Source organism: Streptomyces gelaticus, assembly GCF_014649535.1.
Classification (GTDB): domain Bacteria; phylum Actinomycetota; class Actinomycetes; order Streptomycetales; family Streptomycetaceae; genus Streptomyces; species Streptomyces gelaticus.
This window is the reverse complement of record NZ_BMTF01000001.1, coordinates 73,804-92,055: the sequence shown is the minus strand read 5'-3', so window position 1 is coordinate 92,055 and position 18,252 is coordinate 73,804. Positions and strand designations below refer to the sequence as shown.

15 protein-coding genes are annotated in these 18,252 nt (G+C 70.8%); 5 read left to right on the top strand and 10 right to left on the bottom strand.

Annotated elements, in window-relative coordinates:
• The first annotated feature begins 48 nt into the window (after positions 1-48).
• Positions 49-963, top strand: coding sequence for a LysR substrate-binding domain-containing protein (locus IE107_RS00445; protein WP_373302376.1), 915 nt, complete (start codon positions 49-51; stop codon positions 961-963).
• A gap of 334 nt (positions 964-1,297) precedes the next feature.
• Positions 1,298-3,097: an AMP-dependent synthetase/ligase gene (locus IE107_RS00440; RefSeq protein ID WP_189539756.1), complete on the top strand. Its 1,800-nt coding sequence runs from the start codon at positions 1,298-1,300 to the stop codon at positions 3,095-3,097.
• Between the two features lie 49 nt (positions 3,098-3,146).
• Here IE107_RS00440 and IE107_RS00435 read toward each other — a convergent pair whose 3' ends face one another.
• The 4 genes from IE107_RS00435 to IE107_RS00420 all read right to left on the bottom strand — a co-directional run bounded on the left by IE107_RS00435 (position 3,147) and on the right by IE107_RS00420 (position 8,063).
• Positions 3,147-5,210 carry a PQQ-dependent sugar dehydrogenase gene (locus IE107_RS00435; protein ID WP_189539755.1) on the bottom strand — a complete coding sequence of 688 codons (2,064 nt, stop codon included), beginning with the start codon at positions 5,208-5,210 and terminating at the stop codon, positions 3,147-3,149.
• A gap of 11 nt (positions 5,211-5,221) precedes the next feature.
• Positions 5,222-6,862 carry a glycosyl hydrolase family 8 gene (locus IE107_RS00430; RefSeq protein WP_189539754.1) on the bottom strand — a complete coding sequence of 547 codons (1,641 nt, stop codon included), beginning with the start codon at positions 6,860-6,862 and terminating at the stop codon, positions 5,222-5,224.
• A 9-nt stretch (positions 6,863-6,871) separates the two neighbouring features.
• Positions 6,872-7,066: a hypothetical protein gene (locus IE107_RS00425; RefSeq protein ID WP_189539753.1), complete on the bottom strand. Its 195-nt coding sequence runs from the start codon at positions 7,064-7,066 to the stop codon at positions 6,872-6,874.
• 211 nt (positions 7,067-7,277) lie between these two features.
• Positions 7,278-8,063, bottom strand: coding sequence for a Tat pathway signal sequence domain protein (locus IE107_RS00420; protein WP_189539751.1), 786 nt, complete (start codon positions 8,061-8,063; stop codon positions 7,278-7,280).
• 203 nt (positions 8,064-8,266) lie between these two features.
• On the opposite strand from IE107_RS00420, the gene IE107_RS00415 reads away from it, so the two are divergent.
• Positions 8,267-9,103, top strand: coding sequence for an aldo/keto reductase (locus tag IE107_RS00415; protein WP_189539749.1), 837 nt, complete (start codon positions 8,267-8,269; stop codon positions 9,101-9,103).
• An 805-nt stretch (positions 9,104-9,908) separates the two neighbouring features.
• Here the strand turns inward: IE107_RS00415 and IE107_RS00410 are convergent.
• Both IE107_RS00410 and IE107_RS00405 read right to left on the bottom strand, forming a co-directional pair.
• On the bottom strand, positions 9,909-10,490 hold the full coding sequence (locus IE107_RS00410) for a hypothetical protein (RefSeq protein ID WP_189539747.1): 582 nt from the start codon (positions 10,488-10,490) through the stop codon (positions 9,909-9,911).
• A 536-nt stretch (positions 10,491-11,026) separates the two neighbouring features.
• Entirely contained in the window at positions 11,027-11,986 is a 960-nt protein-coding gene (locus tag IE107_RS00405) for a class I SAM-dependent methyltransferase (RefSeq protein ID WP_189539745.1), read from the bottom strand.
• A gap of 168 nt (positions 11,987-12,154) precedes the next feature.
• Between IE107_RS00405 and IE107_RS00400 the strand changes: the two genes are divergently transcribed.
• A complete protein-coding gene (locus tag IE107_RS00400) occupies positions 12,155-13,117 on the top strand; it encodes a LysR family transcriptional regulator (RefSeq protein ID WP_189539743.1) in 963 nt (320 codons plus the stop codon).
• A gap of 15 nt (positions 13,118-13,132) precedes the next feature.
• Here IE107_RS00400 and IE107_RS00395 read toward each other — a convergent pair whose 3' ends face one another.
• Entirely contained in the window at positions 13,133-13,438 is a 306-nt protein-coding gene (locus tag IE107_RS00395; protein ID WP_189539741.1) for a 4a-hydroxytetrahydrobiopterin dehydratase, read from the bottom strand.
• A gap of 63 nt (positions 13,439-13,501) precedes the next feature.
• Here IE107_RS00395 and IE107_RS00390 point away from each other — a divergent pair, with 63 nt between their 5' ends.
• On the top strand, positions 13,502-14,296 hold the full coding sequence (locus IE107_RS00390; protein ID WP_189539739.1) for a helix-turn-helix domain-containing protein: 795 nt from the start codon (positions 13,502-13,504) through the stop codon (positions 14,294-14,296).
• A 128-nt stretch (positions 14,297-14,424) separates the two neighbouring features.
• Here IE107_RS00390 and secD read toward each other — a convergent pair whose 3' ends face one another.
• Genes secD through IE107_RS00375 form a run of 3 tightly spaced genes read right to left on the bottom strand, consistent with a single transcriptional unit; the run spans position 14,425 to position 18,239 of the window.
• Positions 14,425-16,758, bottom strand: a complete 2,334-nt coding sequence (secD, locus tag IE107_RS00385) for a protein translocase subunit SecD (RefSeq protein ID WP_189539736.1) — start codon at positions 16,756-16,758, stop codon at positions 14,425-14,427.
• Between the two features lie 30 nt (positions 16,759-16,788).
• Positions 16,789-17,370, bottom strand: a complete 582-nt coding sequence (locus IE107_RS00380; RefSeq protein ID WP_189539734.1) for a hypothetical protein — start codon at positions 17,368-17,370, stop codon at positions 16,789-16,791.
• Between the two features lie 29 nt (positions 17,371-17,399).
• Positions 17,400-18,239: a rod shape-determining protein gene (locus IE107_RS00375; protein ID WP_189539732.1), complete on the bottom strand. Its 840-nt coding sequence runs from the start codon at positions 18,237-18,239 to the stop codon at positions 17,400-17,402.
• Between the last annotated feature and the right edge of the window lie 13 nt (positions 18,240-18,252).

Here is an 18,252-nt window from a genome sequence, read left to right as displayed (position 1 = left end):
CCGCACACGGCTCTCACTGTCATCACGGAACGCGATAGCCTGGCAATCATGTACGACCCGGCACAGCTCCGTACCTTTCTCGCCGTCGCGCAGACGCTGAGTTTCACCCGGGCCGCCCGGCGGCTGGGGGTGCGGCAGTCCACGGTGAGCCAGCATGTACGACGCCTGGAGGATGCGACGGGGCGGCAGTTGTTCACCCGGGACACGCACCGGGTCGATCTCACCGTGGACGGCGAGGCGATGCTCGGCTTCGCCCGGACGATACTCGCGGCCCACGAACGCGCCGCGGCCTTCTTCACCGGCACCCGGCTGCGCGGACGGCTGCGGTTCGGGGTCTCCGAGGACTTCGTGCTGACCAGGCTGCCGGAGATCCTGGAGTCGTTCCGCCACGATCATCCGGAGGTCGAGCTGGAGCTGACGGTGGAGCTCTCCGGGACGCTCCAGCAGCGCCTCGCGGCCGGCCGGCTCGATCTGGTGCTGGCCAAGCGGCGCACCGGCGACACCCACGGCGAGCTGGTCCGGCAGGACACGCTGGCCTGGATCGGCGCACCGCAGCTCCGGATCGACCCGGACCGCCCGGTGCCGCTGATTCTCTTCCCGCCGCCGGGCATCACCCGGGCCCGCGCCCTGGAGGTCCTGGAGGAACACGGCCGGTCCTGGCGGATCGCCTGCACGAGCACCAGCCTGAGCGGGCTGATCGCGGCGGCCCACGCGGGGCTGGGCGTGATGGTCCACAGCCGGGGCCTGATCCCGCCGGGCCTGGCACCGTTGCCGGCTCGGGCGGGGCTGCCGGAGCTGGGCGGGGTGGACTTCGTCCTGTCGCACGGCCGCCGCCGCGACGGGGCGCACGAGGCCGCGGACGCGCTGGCGACGGCGATCCTTGCGGGCGGCGACCGGCTGATCCGCGGCGTCGGCACGACCGCCCCGATCAGGGGATCCAGGAGCGCGCGGCCTCGCGCCTGACCGCCCGGGCGCACACAAGGCCCGGCACACCGAAGGCCGCGCCCATGACCCACCCGATGGGGCGAATGCGGCCGGCCCCCCGCACATGCCCCCGAAACGGGAGTGGCTGTGGCGTACAGATTCGGTGGAGATTCCGGCGCCCGCCGCTCGCACCGTGGTCCCGGCCACGCCCGGGCCTTGCCCCTCTGGCCGGATTTCGGTGGCCGACCGGCGCATATGCCACATTGTCCGCCGGTTCGGGGCCCTCCCGCCGCGGCGCCCGGTGGGGTAGCGTCACGGCGCTGTGCGGAGCGCCACAAGGAGCAGGTCATTGCGCGAGTTCACTGTCCCACCCATGGCGGCCGCGCCCCTCGTGGGCGGGCTGGCCGACGTGGTCTTCGACCATGCCGAGGAGGAACCGCACCGGGTCGCGCTCGGCCGCAAGGACGCGAGCGGAAACTGGCGGGATGTCACCGCTGCGGCCTTCCGCGACGAGGTGCTGGCGCTCGCCAAGGGGCTGATCGCCCACGGTGTCAGGTTCGGCGACCGGGTGGCCCTGATGTCGCGTACGCGCTACGAGTGGACGCTCTTCGACCTCGCGCTGTGGACGGTCGGCGCCCAGTCCGTACCGGTCTACCCGACGTCCTCGGCCGAGCAGGTGCTGTGGATGCTGCACGACGCCGAGGTGTCCGCCGTCATGGTCGAGCACGAGGACCACGCGATGACCATCGCCTCGGTGATCGACCGGCTGCCCGGCGTCAAGCGGCTCTGGCAGCTGGACGCGGGTGCGGTGGCCGAGCTGGCCGAGGCGGGGGCGGACATCGAGGACGAGGTGGTGCACCGCCACCGCCGCGCCGTGACGCCCGAGTCCGTGGCCACCGTCATCTACACCTCGGGGACGACGGGACGCCCCAAGGGCTGTGTGCTCACGCACGCCAACTTCATGTTCGAGACGGACACCATGGTCGCCCGCTGGAAGTCGGTCTTCCGCTCCCGGCCGGGTGACGAGGCGGCGACGCTTCTCTTCCTGCCGCTGGCCCATGTCTTCGGCCGGATGGTCGAGGTCGCGGCGATCCGCGGCCGGGTGAAGCTGGGCCATCAGCCGGAGCTGTCGGCCAAGGCGCTGATGCCGGATCTGGTGTCCTTCCGGCCGACGTTCATCCTGGCGGTTCCGTACATCTTCGAGAAGGTGTTCAACGCCGCCCGGCGCAGGGCCGAGGCGGAGGGCCGGATCGGGCCGTTCGACAAGGCCGCGGACATCGCGGTGAAGTACGCAGAGGCGCTGGAGGCGCGGGCGTTCGGGACCGGCCCGGGGCCGTCGGCCGGACTGCGGATGCAGCACCAGTTCTTCGACAAGGTCGTGTACAAGAAGGTGCGCGAGGCGATGGGCGGCCGGATCCGGCACGCCATGTCCGGCGGCTCGGGGATGGAGCGGCGGCTCGGGCTCTTCTTCGAGGGCGCGGGCGTCACGGTGTACGAGGGGTACGGACTGACGGAGTCGACCGCGGCGGCCACGGCCAATCCGCCCGAGCGCACCAGGTACGGCACGGTCGGGCTGCCGATTCCGGGAACGACCGTGCACATCGCCGAGGACGGCGAGGTGTGGGTGCACGGCGGCAATGTGTTCGCGGGCTATCTCGGCGCCCCGCAGGCCACCGAGGCGGTGCTGCGCGAGGGCTGGCTGGCCACCGGGGACCTGGGCTCGCTCGACGAGGACGGATATCTGACGATCACCGGGCGGAAGAAGGAGATCCTGGTGACATCGGGCGGCAAGAGTGTGGCGCCGACCGGCCTGGAGGAGCGGGTGCGGGCGCATCCGCTGGTCGCGCAGTGCATCGTGGTCGGCAACGACCGGCCGTACATCGCGGCCCTGGTCACGATCGACCAGGAGGCGGTGGACCACTGGCTCGCGATGCAGGGGCGGGCACCGCTGAAGCCGGAGGAACTGGTGCGCGACCCCGGTCTGGAGAGGGAGGTCCGGCGGGCGGTGGTGGCCGCCAACACGGCGGTCTCCCAGGCCGAGTCGATCCGTACGTTCCGGATCCTGGCGCATCCCTTCAGCGAGGAGCACGGGCTGCTCACCCCGTCGCTGAAGCTGAAGCGCAGGGCGATCGAGACGGCGTACGCGGCGGAGGTCGACGCGCTGTACCGCTGAGGCACCCCGGCGCTCCAGCGGTACAGCACATGGGACATGTCAGGCGGCCCTAGGTGATCGAGACCCGGAACAGCTTGTCCGAGCCGTCGGGTTCGTTGCCCTTGTTGTCGCAGTTGGTGGTGGAGAGCCAGAGCTGGTCCTGGCCGGGCACCTTGGTGACCGTGCGCAGCCTGCCGTACGTTCCGACGTAGTACGCGCTCGGCGTGCCGAGGTTCTCGGTGTCACCGGTGATCGGCACCCGCCACAGCCGTTCGCCCTTCAGCGCGGCCATGTAGATCACGTTGCGGACGATGGCGATCCCGCTCGGCGAGGCCTCGGAGATGTTCCAGGTCTTCTTCGGGTTGGTCATGCCGTCGGTGGTGCAGGTGCCCTCGCAGACGGGCCAGCCGTAGTTCTTGCCCGGCTTGATGAGGTTGAGCTCGTCCTTCTTGCTGTCGCCGAACTCCGCCTCCCACAGTCGGCCGTTGCGGTCGAAGGCGAGCCCCTGCGGGTTGCGGTGGCCGTAGCTGTAGACGTAGTTGCCGAACGGGTTTCCGGGGGCGGCCTTGCCGTCCGTCGTCATCCGCAGGATCTTGCCGTTCAGCGAGTTCTTGTCCTGGGCGAGGTCGGGGGTCTGTGCCTCGCCGGTCGACACGTACAGGTAGCCGTCGGGGCCGAACAGCAGCCGTCCGCCGTTGTGGTACCTGCTCTTCTTGATCCCCTGGAGCAGGACCGTGTACCCGCCGAGCGTGCTGCCGTCGTAGGTCATGCGTGCCACGCGGTTGCCCTCGGACGCGGTGTGCATGAAGTACACGTAGTGGTTGGTGGACCACTTCGGGTCGACGGCGACGCCGAGCAGTCCTCCCTCGCCGTCGGTCGTGACGGCGTTGGGCACGGTCCCGACCTGGGTCCTGGTGCCGTCGGGGGTGGCCTTGAGCACCTTGAAGCTGTCCCGTTCGGTGACCAGCGCGCTCTTGCCGTCGGGCATCCAGTAGGTGCCCCAGGGGATGGACCAGCCGCCGGAGACGGTGGCGACACCGGACGGCACTCCGCCGTCGGTGGCGCAGTCCGGGGTGGTGAAGGTGACGGTGTTGCTCGGTGGTGAGACGTTGCCGGCCGCGTCCTTGGCGACGACGTCCAGGGTGTACGGGCTGGCGCAGGCGAGCCCGGTGAGCGTGGTCGTGGTGGCCGGCGGGGTGCCGGTCACGGTCTTGTAGACGGTGCCGCCGCTGCGTACCTCGTAGGCGGTGACGCCCTTGTCGTCCGTCGACGCCCCCCAGCTCAGGCCGACGCTGTTGGCGGTGAGACCCGAGGTGGACAGGGTGCCGGGTGCCGAGGGTGCGGTGGTGTCGGAGCTGCGCGAGGTGGTGCAGTCCACGATCGGGCTGACCGAGGACACGTTGCCGGCCGCGTCACGCGCGAACACCGTGAGGTTGTACGTGGTGCCGGGGGTGAGACCGGTCAGGTTCTTCGTGGTGGCGGTGCCGGGTGCCTCGCCGAACTTGTTGCCGTGTTCGTAGATGTCGTACGCGGCGACCCCCACGTTGTCCGTGGCGGCGCCCCAGCCGAGCGTGAGGCTGTTCTCGGTGATCTCCGAACAGCTGGGCGCCGTGGGCGCGGTGGGCGGCTCGGTGTCCGAGGAGGTGACCGTGAAGTCGAGATAGTCGAGGTTCGGCAGCCCGTTGGCCGAAGTGGACGTCAGCCGGATCTTGTTGCTGCCCGCCTTGACGGGGGTGGTCAGGGTGGAGGTGGCCCAGGTGTTCCAGTCGGTGGTGGCGTCGAAGGCGCGGGCGGCCGAGACGACGGTGCCGTTCACGGCCACATCGGCGGGCCGGGCGTCCGTCGTGCCGTTGGCGTAGCGGATGGCGATCGTCCCGGTTCCGGCCAGGGCCGCGTCGACGGTGAACTCCACATAGCTGCCGACGACGTTGTCGCCGTTGACGAATCCGGTGCCCGAGTAGCCGGAGTGGTTGGACTCGGCCGCGCCCTTGACGATCGTCGCGGACTCCGCCTCGTACCGGGCGGCGGCCGCGGAGGCCGGCTGCGGGACCGCCTGCACCAAGGCGGTGCAGAGCAGTACGGCGGTCAGCGCCGCCACTCTTCCTCGTAATGCGGTGAGTCTTGCGGTCTGCATCTGACCCTCCATCAGGGAACCCAGTAGTTACCGGATGCGACGATCATCGACTGGAGCTGGACGCTCCCGCCGTAGTAGAGATCCGGGTCGATCGGTGTGGTGGCGAGCTTGTTCCACAGCGCGTCGAGCCACGCCTGGGAGCCGGAGTCGGTCAGCGCGGTCACGACGAACGGGGCGGTGAACGCCATGTCGTTGCCGCTGTCGAACACCGAACCGTTCAGGTGGTAGCCGCTGGCGATCTTGTCCGGGTCGCCGCCCGTTTTGGCCTTGATCCAGGTGTTGAGCTTGCGGGCCGAGGCGAGGGAGGCGCTGTCCCCGCTGGTGACGGCGTCGGCGCCGATGCGCCACGGGTCGCGGCAGGCGTTCCAGGAGTAGTCGCCGTCGTTGGGGCTTTCGAGCACTTCGCCCGGCGCGGGCTTGGCCGTGGTGTTGGTGTTGACGACGAAGTCCGCCAACAGTCCTGTCCCGGGCGCGTATTTGGACTGCTGTGAGGTGATCAGGTTCTGGTGTGCCGTGCGCACGGTGTCCCAGGTGCTGTCACCGGTGGCGGCCCTGAACGCGCGGAAGTGGTCGATCATCCAGTCCGAGGAGCGGGTCATCCAGTAGTGGGACTCCCCCGAGTCCGACCAGTCGCCGAACAGCATGAGGTGCGTGGTCGGGTTGACCTCGCTCTTCTTGATGGCGTTGATGTGCTTGACCGCGAGGTCCTTGTAGTTGTACGTGCCGGTGGAGCCCCACTGCCTGTCGGCGAGGAGCAGCCCGTAGGCGACGTCCAGATCCCCGTCGGTCGCCGAGTCGGAGCCGTCGACGCTCTTGCAGGAGGCGTCCTGTTCGGCGGCGAGGAGGTTGGCGTTGTTCACCGAGGGGTGCGCGAGCATGTACTTGACCAGGCCGTCGAAGACGGTCTTCGCCTCCGGGTCGGCCCCCGCCATCGTCGCGGTGACGACCATCCCGTAGCCCTGGGCCTCGGCGACGTAGGGGTGGTCGGCGTCCGGCGAGATGACCTCGTACCAGCCGTTGCCGCAGTTCTTCTTCACGAACGCGGACTTCCAGGCGTTGTACGCCTTGATCACGGCCTGGTCGAGTGCCGACTGCGTGCCCGAGGGCTTCAGCATCCCCGTGGCGTACGGGATCGTGTGGCTGCCGAAGGGCACTGCGGGACCACCGGTGGCGGGAGTCGCGGTGTCGAGGTAGTCGAGGTTGGGACCGCCGTTCGCCGTGGTCGCGACGGCCCGGACGGTGCTGGTTCCGGCGGGGAGCTGTGCGCTGATGGTCTTCGTCGCCCAGGTGTCCCAGGATCCGGTGGAGCCGAACGAGACGCCGGAGGCGACGACCGTGCCATTGACGCTGATGTCCAGCGGGCGGTCGGTGGTGGTTCCGTTGGCGTAGCGGATGGCCAGCGAGTTGCCGACGGTGGCGGCGTTCACCGTGAACTCCACGGAGGAACCTGCCACGTTGGTGTAGTCGACGAAGCCGGTGCCGGAGTAGCCGGTGTGGTTCGTGGCCACGGCCGCCCGGGAGAGCTTCGCGCCCTCCGCCTCGTAGCGGGTGTCCGCCGCGGCGGCCGACGGCGCACCGAGCAGTGGCATCAGCAGTCCGGCCGTGGCGACGGCCGCTGCGGCAAGGGTCACTCTGCTCGTGGTGGTTCGCATGGGATCTCCTCAGCCCTTGTACTGGACGGCGATCTTGGTGAATTCGTACGGGGACCGGACCACTCCGGAGCGGTATGTGTCGGTGACCTCGTCCGCGGCCATGGCGGCGTATGCCTTCGGGAGATGGCCCAGCAGGGGCAGGAGCAGACAGCTGAGGCCCGCGAGGGCGGCCACCAAGCGGCGTGGGGGTGCGGCAGGGTGCACGGATGATGCCTTCCGGTTCCGGTGTTAGGAAAGGTTCCTAACCGACACTGCATAGGATTCCCTGCGGAGCTTTCTGTCAATGCCCCGCGCGGGCCCAAATCTTGGACGGCGCACGCCGGTCGGGCCGGGCGCGAGCAGCCCTCAGGGGCGGCGGGGCAGGCCCCGCCGCCCCGCCGCACGAGGGCATGCCGCCTTCTGTTCCCGGGGCCGGTCAGACCAGTTGGTACCCGCGCATCCCGGTGAGCAGAAGATGGGTGTCCTGCAGCGATCCCGAGGTGTCGGCGAGCGACCGGTAGATGCCCCACTTGGGCCGGACCCGGTCGACGAGGAGTGTGTCGACGCCGGACTTCGCCCCGTCGACGACGGTGGTCGTCCCGTCCTTCAGGATCCAGCGGACCGAGCCCGACGCGCCGTCACCGATCGCGATCCGGAAGTCGACGTCGATCCACTTGTTCTGGAGCGGTACGAGGTCGGTGCGGCCGACGAGGATGTCGGCCAGGGGCAGCCTGAGCTCGATGGTCTGCACCCCGCTCACCCGGCGCAGGGACTGCACGACGATCGGCGAGGTGCCGGTGCCCGGCTGCTTCATCTGCATGATGTGAGTGAAGCTGGTGGTCGCCTTCAGCGATCCGGGGATGTACATGCGGTACGTGACCCGCCAGGTCTCTCCGGGCAGCCATCTGAGGAACGAACTGCCGCTGGTGCGCAGCCCGGTGACCTCTTGGCGCTGACGGTCCGTCGAGGTGTCCCGGTCGACGGTGTGCATGTGGAAACGGAAGGTGTCGCCCTCGGTGAGGATGTGCGGCTGCCCCTGCGGATGGGAACCGGCCCGGTCGTCCTCGACGGTCTCGAAGGCACCGAGTCCATCGCTGCCCGCCGAGGGCGACCAGCGCAGTTTCCAGCCTGCCGCGTGCGCGGTGGCGGGGAGCCCGGCGGTCGCGGCGACGGCGCCGCCGACGGCCGCGCCGAGCAGTGCCCGTCTGGAAGGGTTCGTCACGTCGACCTCGCTCGGAGTCGTTCGTCATGATCTCGGAGTGCGCGTTCACAAGAGTGTCCGTTGTTCAGTGACGTGCTCCAGAGTTGCGTGCTGACCGGACGCGGTCAATGCCCTGGACGGATGAGGGCCGACGGGGGAATGCTCGGCGGCCGTTGATCGTTGGCGGTGGGAGTACCAACCGACGACGTAAGGATCGACCGCTCGTGAGCCAGGTCCCCTCCATCACCCTCAACAACGGCGTCGCGATGCCGCAGCTCGGTTTCGGTGTCTGGCAGGTGCCGGACGACGAGGCCGCGAAGGCGGTCGCCACGGCCATCGAGTCCGGGTACCGGAGCATCGACACCGCCGCGATCTACGAGAACGAGCAGGGCACCGGCCGGGCGATCGCGGCCTCCGGTGTCGCCCGCGAGGAGCTGTTCGTCACCACGAAGCTGTGGAATTCCGAGCAGGGGTACGACTCGACGCTGCGCGCCTTCGACGCCTCGCTCGACAAACTCGGGCTCGACCACGTCGACCTGTATCTGATCCACTGGCCGGTACCGGCCAAGGACGCCTACGTCGACACGTACAAGGCCCTGGAGAAGATCCACGCCGACGGCCGCGCCAAGTCCATCGGCGTGTCGAACTTCCTCCCCGAGCACCTGGAGCGTCTGCTCGACGAGACCTCCGTGGTCCCGGTGATCAACCAGATCGAGCTCCACCCCCAGCTCCAGCAGGCCGAGTCGCGCGCCTTCCACGCCCGGCACGGCATCGCGACCGAGGCATGGTCGCCGCTGGGCCAGGGCCAGGGTCTCCTGGAGGTCCCGACGGTCGTCGCGATCGCCCGGAAGCACGACCGCACGGCCGCCCAGGTGGTGCTCCGCTGGCACATCCAGACCGGCAATGTGGTGATCCCGAAGTCCGTGACGCCGTCCCGCATCGTGGAGAACCTCGATGTGTTCGGCTTCGAGTTGGACGCCGACGACCTGGCCGCGTTCGCTGCGCTGGACGAGGGCCGGCGTCTGGGTCCGAACCCCGGCGAGTTCAACGTCGGCGCCTGAGCCCCGTCATCGCAGCGAGAGTCGTCATCGCGGCGGTCCGCGCCGCAGGGGAAACCCGGACAGCGGTGGGGACGCCGCGCCCGCCACCGCGGCCGGTCGTTGCCGGCTGCGCGACGTGGGCCGCGGCGGGCCGACAACCACGGCACCCAGGGATGACTGATCGAACGGCAGCTGGAGACCCCGGGGGACGCCGGTCGGCTTCATCAGCGGGCTCGCCCCGGAGACCGTCGACGGCCGGCGCGGCGGACGGTGCCCGCGTCCAACAGCGGGAGGAAACCGGCCCCCGGCCAGTGGCGGCATGTGGAGCCGGTGCGCGACACCCGCGGGCATGGGCCGGACACCGGTCGGCACGGGGATGTGTGCGCATGCGTGCGCACCAGAATTTCCGGTGGTTCTTCGGCGCCGTGCCGCCCGGGCCTTCACCCACCCGGACCCAGACGGCCCGTCGGCCCCCGGCGGCCGGGACATGGGCGGCGTCTGCCACGCCGGTGCCACGTTCTGCCACCCGGTTGCCGGGCGGCGCCGAGGGCCACGGGCCGCGGGCCGGGAACGGATCCGGAAACCGAATCCCGGAACCGGAACCGGAAAGGCACCGGCCCGAGCCCGGTAGCCGCGTGCGGCACGGCTGTTCCGGTCGGCTGGCGGTGCTTCACCGTCCGGATTTAGTATGATCTGGCAGGCGTTTGAGTCTGTCAGTCGTCGTTTCAGGTGCGGGTATCCGACCGGATCGCTCCGGTCGGATACCCTGGCTGGAGCCCCGGCCCGATTACGGCGGGCCGGGGTTCACGTCACCCCGGTGACTTTGTCACCAGTCGCGGTCGCCGCCCTTACGGTCCTCGTCGAAGTGACGGTGGATGACGCGGAAACTGCCCACGACTCCGTTGTCGACCCACACACCGCCCTTGACGTGGCCCGGCCGCACCCCGTCGCTGGAGCTGTGCGGTCCGACGGTGGCGATGGGGGCGCCGTTGTCGCAGGTCGCGCCGCGGAAGACCTCGACGGTCCGACGGCTGTCGTTGCGGACGTTGAGGCTCTTGGAGCCGAGGCCGCTGACCACGGTCACGCAGCCGCCCACGTGGGCGGAGTAGGTCCGCTCGTTGATGTGGATGCGGCCCTCGTGGCGTTCACGACCCTCAAAGCCGCCCTTGCGCTCGTAGCCGCCCTTGCCCTCGTAGCCGCCCCTGCCCTCGTTGCCCTTGCCCTCGTTGCCCTTGCCGACGTCGCCGCCGCCGAGAGCCGAACCGGGAACGGCCTGCTGTACGGCCTGGGTCGCCTGGGTCGCCTGGGCCGGCTCGGAGGTGGCGGCCGAGGCGTAGGTGATGCCGGTGGCAGCCAGGGCTGCTGCGGCCGCAACGGCAGCCGTCACGACGGTGGAACGAGTAATCATGTCGCTTCTCCTGTTCTCAGAAAGGTCGGCTGAGCAGTCGACCCGTGAATGAACGTACTGAGAATTGTCATACCTGTCATATCGGACACGTCGAAGGCTGAATCCTGCACTCCGATCGGGGGACAATATGTGCGCCAAATGGGATATTTGCATGATTTGGTGAGCTTCAATTGCCCTTATTCATAGGCGAATTGATCGACGATTAGCCTGCTCAGGCGACTTCCTGATGCCCGCTCACCCCGGTAGCAGCGTGTCCTTTCTTGACACGGTCCGGGCAGCGAACGGAACCTGTGAATTCCCGTCATCCGCGGCCCGCTGCGTGCTTCGCCGACATGGGTCCCACAGCTCATTCCACAGCGGCGCCGTATTCGTCGGCGGGCGCCGGATGAGATGGAAGGAGCTGGTCAGCGGAATCCGCTTTGATGACATCGGCGCGGGGTACGCAAGAGCATCGTGGCGTACGGAGCCGGGCCGGGGCCCCGTCAGTACGGTCGGACCGGAGCCGGGCCGGCCCCCGTCGGCACGGTCGCGCGCCGTCAGCCCCGTCGGCCCAGGTGCACAGTGCGCGCCGAGAGCAGGTAGACATCGGGGCGCCGACGCAGCCCGGCCGGGTCGTCGGGGTCGAGCAGCCGGTCGAGTACGGCGATGTCCTCGGCGGCGAGTTCCTCCTCGAACATCTGGCGGCGACGGGCGAACTCGGTGACGACATGGTCCCGGGCCCCGTCGGGGAGCGGCGCCGGAAGGTCGAGCAGGAAGCTGCGGGTGCCCTGCGGGGCCAGTCCCACCGAGGCGAAGAGGGCGCTCCAGTCCTCGGTCTCCCGCTTGGTGCCGGGCAACGCCGCACGCATGTCCTCGAACCGGGCCGCGTTGATCGCTTCGAGCCTGGCCTCCAGGCCGGGCCGCCCGATGCCGATGTCGCGCGGGAGGCGGCGGGGCTGCAGTCCGCCCTCGACCAGGGCGACGGTGCCGCCGGGACGCAGCAGCGCGGCGAATCCGGCCAGGACGGCGCGCTGGTCGCCCATATGGTGCAGGGCATTGCCCGCCCAGATCAGGTCCGCCTCCCCCAGTGCGCCGAGGCCCTCGGGGAGGTCCGTCTCGTGGGTGCGGACCCGGTCGCCGAGACCGAGGCGTTCGGCGCGGCTGCGGGTGCGTTCCAGGAGTGCCGGGGTGCCGTCGACGGCGACGACCTCCGCCTCGGGGAACATCTCGGCGAGCAGGCAGGTGATCACGCCCGGTCCGCTGCCGATGTCGAGCACCCGGCGGACCTTCGGGGTCGCGCGGAGCCCGGCGATCCAGCGGGCCGCCGCCTCGTACTGCGGACGGCTGACCTCGGCCTCCTGCTCCAGCTGTGACCCCATCACATCCCAGTCGATGTCACCGGCGTCCCGGTGATGGCCATGAGTGGTGTCGTGGTGCCGGCAGTGGGCCGCGTCCGGGTGGTGCCGGTGGCTGTGGGCGGTGTTCCGGTGGTGACCGTGTCCGGTTTGCTGGCTCATGGGGCCAGCCTCACCACGGATCGGCCGTACGGCAAGTTTCGTTGCCGCTTCAGCAAGTCACGCGTTTCGGCCGGTGCCGCGCACCCGGTACCCGCTCGGCTCCGGACCATCTCGCCCAGTGGCCACCTGCATATTGCCGGTACGCCGCTGGGCCCATAACTTGCGTTTATGGAGCTGGAGTTGCGCCATCTGCGAACCGTACGTGCCATAGCCGACACCGGGAGCCTGACCAAGGCGGCGGCGACGCTCGGGCTGGCCCAGCCCGCGTTGAGCGCGCAGTTGCGGAGGATCGAGAAGGCACTCGGCGGCCCGCTCTTCGACCGCGACCACACCGGCGCCCGACCCACGCTCCTAGGTGAGCTGGTGCTCGAACGCGCCCGGGTGGTGCTGCCCGCCGTGAGCGAGCTCCAGGAGGAGGCGGTGCGGTTCGCCAACGCCTGGGGGACGATGGAGCGCTTCCGGCTGGGCGGCACGCACGGACCACTGCTGGGCGGGCTCGTGGACCGCCTGGTCACCGCGCACCCGACCGCGCCCGTGTCCACGTACACCTCCTGGTCGGTCGCCGAGATCGCCTCGCAACTGGTGGACGGGCGCCTCGACTTCGCCCTCATCGGGACCTGCGGGGAGAGCCCGCCGCCCGGCAGCGACCGGCTGACGTGGCAGGTGATCGGCGTCGATCCGGTCTTTGTGATGCTGCCGGACACTCACCCGCTCGCCGGTGAACAGGAGCTCGACCTCTCCGCGCTGGCGGACGAGTGCTGGGCGGATGTGCCGGGCGAGGGCTGTTTCGCCGACTGCTTCATCAGCGCCTGCGCACGGGCCGGATTCAGTCCGGTCTCCGTGTACGAGACGGATACGGCCTCCGTCGTCCACCTGGTGCAGGTGGGGCGGGCGGTCGGGCTGTGCCGGGCGACGTTCCCGCCGGCCCCGGGGGTGGTGACCCGTCCGATCACCGGCTCGCCGCTGAGCTGGCGCCATCTGCTGGGCTGGCATCCCCGCTCGGCGGCGGCCGACGCGGCGGCGGGCGCGGTGAGCGGGTACACCCGGGCGGCGTACGCGGAGGCGGTGGAGCGCAGCGAGAGCTATACGCGCTGGCTCGCCGCGCATCCACGGTTCGGCGCGGCGATGTGACACGCGGCGTGGCGGCTACCGCACGCCGTGCCCGTCGGCGATCGCCGCAACCCGCGCGGCCAGGTTCACATCGTGCTCGGTGACCACGCCGCCCGCATCGTGCGTGTTCACGGAGAGGGAGACGGTGTTGTACCCGAGGGTCAGATCGGAGTGGTGGTTCAGTTCGTCCTGGATGGCGGCGACGTGCACGGTCAGGCCGAGGGCGGCGAAGTGGCTGTGGAAGCGGTACGTGCAGGTGATCCGGTCCCCTTCCAGCGACCAGCCGGGCAGTCCGGTCAGTCGGTCCTGGATCTCTTCCTGCGACAGCGGTGCGGCGGGCATGCGATGGCTCCCTCATCGGCGGTCGGTGCCGGTCGGCGGTGCCGGTGACGTTACGGTCTGGGTATGACAACTGTCGCGCTTGACACGGGGGTAGGGCCGCTGCTGCGCAGCTGGCGGGAGCAGCGCCGGATCAGCCAGCTGGAGCTCGCGCTCCGTGCCGATTCCTCGGCCCGGCACATCTCCTTCATCGAGACGGGCCGCTCCCGCCCCAGCGAGGAGATGGTCCTGAGGCTGGCCGAGCATCTCGACGTCCCGGTCAGGGAACGCAACGCCCTTCTGCTGGTGGCCGGTTACGCACCCCGCTACGCACAGACCGCGTTCGACGACCCGGCGCTGGACGCGCTGCGCGAGGGGATGGAGCGGCTGCTCCAGGCCTACGACCCGTATCCGGCGCTGGTCGTCGACGGCACGTACAACGTGGTGGCGGCCAATCGGGGCATTGCGGCGCTGATGGAGGGAGTGGCCGAACACCTGCTCGTACCGCCGCTGAACGCCATGCGGCTCACCCTGCACCCGGAGGGTCTGGCCCCGCGCATCCGCAATCTGCGGGACTGGCGCGCCGATCTGCTGGGCCAGATGGAGCGTCAGATCGCCCTGGCCCGTTCGGCGGAGCTGCGTGAGCTGTACGAGGAGGTCGCGGGCTATCCCGTACCGGAGGACAGCTGTCCCGGGCCCGTTCCTTCGCTGCCCTTCGCGCTGACCCTGCTGATCGAGCACGACGGGCGGGTGCTCTCCTTCGTCTGCTCCATCGCGACGTTCAATACGCCGATGGATGTGACGGTGGCCGAGCTGGCGATCGAGACATTCCTGCCCGCCGACCGGGCCACCGCCGATCATCTGCGATCCCTCGCTTGCTGAGACGAAGCTGCGGGGCGCGGTTGCCGGCTGCGTGAAGCGGTCGGCGGTGGCGCCGGGCCGGCGCCCGAAGCGGGCTTCGAGCGCCGGAACCGGTCCGGAACGGATCCGGACCGGCCGATCACGAGGCGCTAGACGCGGGCTCCGTTGTCGAGCGGATCCCGGCGCGCCCGCCCGCTACCGGACCGGCGTCCCGGTGCCCGCTTGCGGGCGGGCGGCGGGGCCTTGCTGCTGCGCTCCAGGACGAGGGCGGCCGGCACGGCGGTCAGCACCGAGGAGTACGTACCGACGCAGATGCCGATGAGCAGGGCGAGGGCGAAGTCCGCGAGGGAGTCACCGCCCAGCACCGCGAGCGCGACAAGGATGAAGAGCGCGCCCATTCCGGTGTTGACCGTTCGCGGGACGGTCTGGATGACGGCCCGGTCGGCGACGGTGGCCAGCGGCATGCGACGGGCCTTCGCCCAGAGTTCCCGCACCCGGTCGAAGACCACCACCGAGTCGTTGACGGAGTATCCGATGACGGTGAGGAGCGCGGCCAGGAAGATGCCGTCGACGGTGCGGCCGAGCCAGGCGAAGGCGCCGACCAGGATGATCACGTCGTGGACCAGCGCCCCGACCGAGGCCACGGCGAACGTCCAGCGGAACCGGACCGCCAGATAGGCCAGTTGCACGAACACGGCGATGCCGAGCGCGATCAGGGCGTTGCGCCGCAGCTCGTCACCGAGGCTGGGGCCGATCAGCTCGTCGCGGACCTTGGTGGTCTCGCCGCCCTCCTTCGCGAGGGCGGCGCGCAGGGCGTGTTCGCCGTCGTTGTCGAGTTCACCGGTCCGTACGGAGAGGTCGCCCGCCCCGGCCGTGGTGACCTCGGCATCGCCGAAGCCCGCGTCGGCCAGGGCGGAGCGGGCCCGCTCCACCTCGACCGGCCGGCTCGTCGAGTACTCGATGAGCCGGCCGCCGGTGAACTCGACGCCCAGGTTGACACCGCGCACGACGATGCCGAGGACCGCGACGACGACCAGAGCGGTGGAGACCATCAGCCAGCGGCGCGGAAACCGCATCAGCCGGGGATCACGGCGATTCAGCCAGGTGCGCACCCGGCCCGGGAACGCGATGCCGTTGATACCCCGGTAGGCGCTCACGAACCGGGAGCCCGCGGCGATCTCGGTGAGGGCGCGCGCGATGACGAGGGCGGAGAACATGGAGGCGATCACACCGATGGCGAGGGTGACGCCGAAACCCTTCACCGGTCCGGAGCCGAGGAAGAAGAGCAGCCCTGCCGCGATCAGCGTCGTCACGTTGGAATCGGCGACGGCGCTCCAGGCACCCCGGAATCCGGCGGTCAGCGAGGAGCGCAGGGAGCGGCCCGGGTGCTGTGCCTGTTCCTCCCTGGCCCGTTCGAAGACCAGTACGTTGGCATCGACCGCCATCCCGATGGCCAGGACGAATCCGGCGAGACCCGGCAGGGTGAGGGTGACGCCCAGGCCGACCAGGGCCGCGTAGGAGATCAGTCCGTAGGCGGCGAGCGCGACGGCGGCGAGTGCGCCGAAGAGCCGGTAGACGACGGTGATGAAGAGTGCGGTGGCGGCGGCGCCGATGAGCGCGGCGCGGGCGCTCGCGTCGATCGCAGCGGCGCCGAGCGTCGGTCCGACGGTCCGCTGCTCGACGATCTCGACGGGGAGCGGCAGGGCGCCGCCCTTGATCAGCAGGGCCAGTTCGCGGGCCTCGTCCGCGCTGAACGATCCGGTGATCTGGGTGGAACCGGAGGGCAGGCCGGCGCCGCAGGCGACCGACGGGGAGACCTGCGGCGAGGAGATGATCTGCTGGTCGAGGACGATGGCGACGCGGCGGCGGTCGTCCTGGACCGGGTGGCAGGCGGCTTCACCGGTCAGCCGGGTCCATTCCCGGCCGGCCTTCTTGTGGAAGTCGAGGGACACGGTCCAGCCGGCGCCCTGCTGGGCGTCGAACGCGGCGGTGGCGTCCTTGACGCCCGCGCCGGAGAGCCGGGCCGGGCCGAGATCGAGGGACCGGCCCTGTTCGTCCGGGAGGGTCGGCCCCTTGTCGGCCTTGCCTTCCTTTCCGCTCTCTTCCTTCCCGCTCCCTTCCTCTCCGCTCCCCGGCCCCTGGACCGCGTGGAAACTGAGCTGGGCGGTTCTGCCGATGACCTCGGCGGCCTTGCGCGGGTCCTGGACGTCCGGGAGTTCGACGATGATCCGGTCCTCGCCCGAACGGGTCAGGGTGGGTTCGGCGACGCCGAGCGAGTCGATCCGCTGGCGCAGTACTTCGAGCGTGCGCTCGGTGCTTTCCCGGTCCGCCTTCGCGGTGTCCGAGTCCTTGGCCTGGAGCACCATTCTGGTGCCGCCCTGAAGGTCGAGGCCGAGTCTGGGTGACATGGTCAACGTGATGAGCGCGGAGACGAGCAGCACGGCGGCAGCCAGCACCGCTCGCACCGTGGTGGCGCGAGTCATGGGTTTCCTCCGAGGGGGCGCCGGGCGCCCTCACCTCGGCGGGGGCGGCACGGCGGTTCTGTGGGACGGGACCGGTGGCAGGACCGGTGGCCGGTGAACGGCCGTCCGTGGAGGCCCGCGTACGCCGGGGAGCGCGATGCGCGAGTGATCGGTGGCACGCGGGGGTGCGGTGGGGGCCGGGGGGTGGGCCCGGTGGGGCACGTGGATGCCGGGCGCGCCGGGCAGCAGGACGTCGGGGCCGGGCGGCGGGAGGTGGTGCGCGGTGCGGGCCTGGTCGCAGCCGGCCCGGGGCTGGGGGTGGGGGTGGGGTGCGATCGGTGGCCCGAACCGGTGGTGGTCGGTGGCCGTGGCGGTGCGGGGGCGCCGGGTGTCGTGGACGGTGCCCGTGCGGGCGGTCCGGTCGGTGTGCGGGGTGGGCTGATGGGCGCCGGGTGCGTACGCGGCGGAGGGCGGCACCCCGGCGAACGGCAGGGCGGAGAGTGCGGATCCGGCGGCTGCGGGGGTGGTGCCGGCGACGGTGAGGACGGCGAGCAGAAGGGCGGCGAGGAGCAGCCGGGCCGCCTGCGCGGTGCCGTGGTGTGCCGGGGTGCCCGGCCGTGCCCTCGGGGGCACGTTCCCCGGGGGCGGCCCCGGGAGGGGGGTCACCCGGTTCGGCCGGTCAGGGCCGGTGCCGCGCCGGCCCGGCGGAGTACGGAGCTGAGGACCATCCCGGCACCGCGTACGACGGCGGTCGCCGGGTCGTCGGCGAGACGCACCGGAGCCCCGAGGCGGACCGCGATCCGGTTGGTGATGTCGGGGCGGGTGGCGCCGCCGCCGGTGAGCAGCGGACCCTTGCGCAGGGCCCCGAGGACGGCGCCGTGCCGGTCCTGCTTCCACATCTCCATGATCATGTCCAGGACGGCGCGGACGACTGCGGTGGGCGGCTGCGCCGGGGCGAGGTCGCCCAGCCCCGTCTCGGCCTGGCGGGCGTCGCGGACCTGCCCGTCGACGAGCAGGGTCGCCTCGGTCAGTCCGGCGCCGATGTCGACGACGAGCAGCGGGCCGCCGCCGCACGGTCCGGCGTGTGCGGCGGCCCTCGCGCTGTCCAGGGCGATGACGGTCGTCGGTCCCAGAGCGGCGATCAGTTCTCTTGCCTCGGCGCGCTGCCGGGCCCCGGCGAGCACGGGGTGGCTGAGGACGATCACGGTGCCGGTGCGGTCCGGGGCCAGGGCCGTCTCGGCGATGCGGCCGAGCATGCGGCCACAGGACTCGGGGTCGACGATGCGCCCCCGCCGGACCGGGCGGCCGTGCCCGGCCCCCGTGCCCGGCTCGCCGCAGACGTCGGTGTCGGCGAGGACGCCGTGTCCGGGCACCCAGACGCGGGTGCGGGAGCTGCCGAGATCGAGCGCGAGGCCACGGGCGACCCCCTGGTGGTCCTGGTGGTCCTGGTGGTCCCGGCGGACGGAGGGGCCGATTCGTCGCCCCGCGTGCAGAGAATGCATCGTCCCTCCCCCG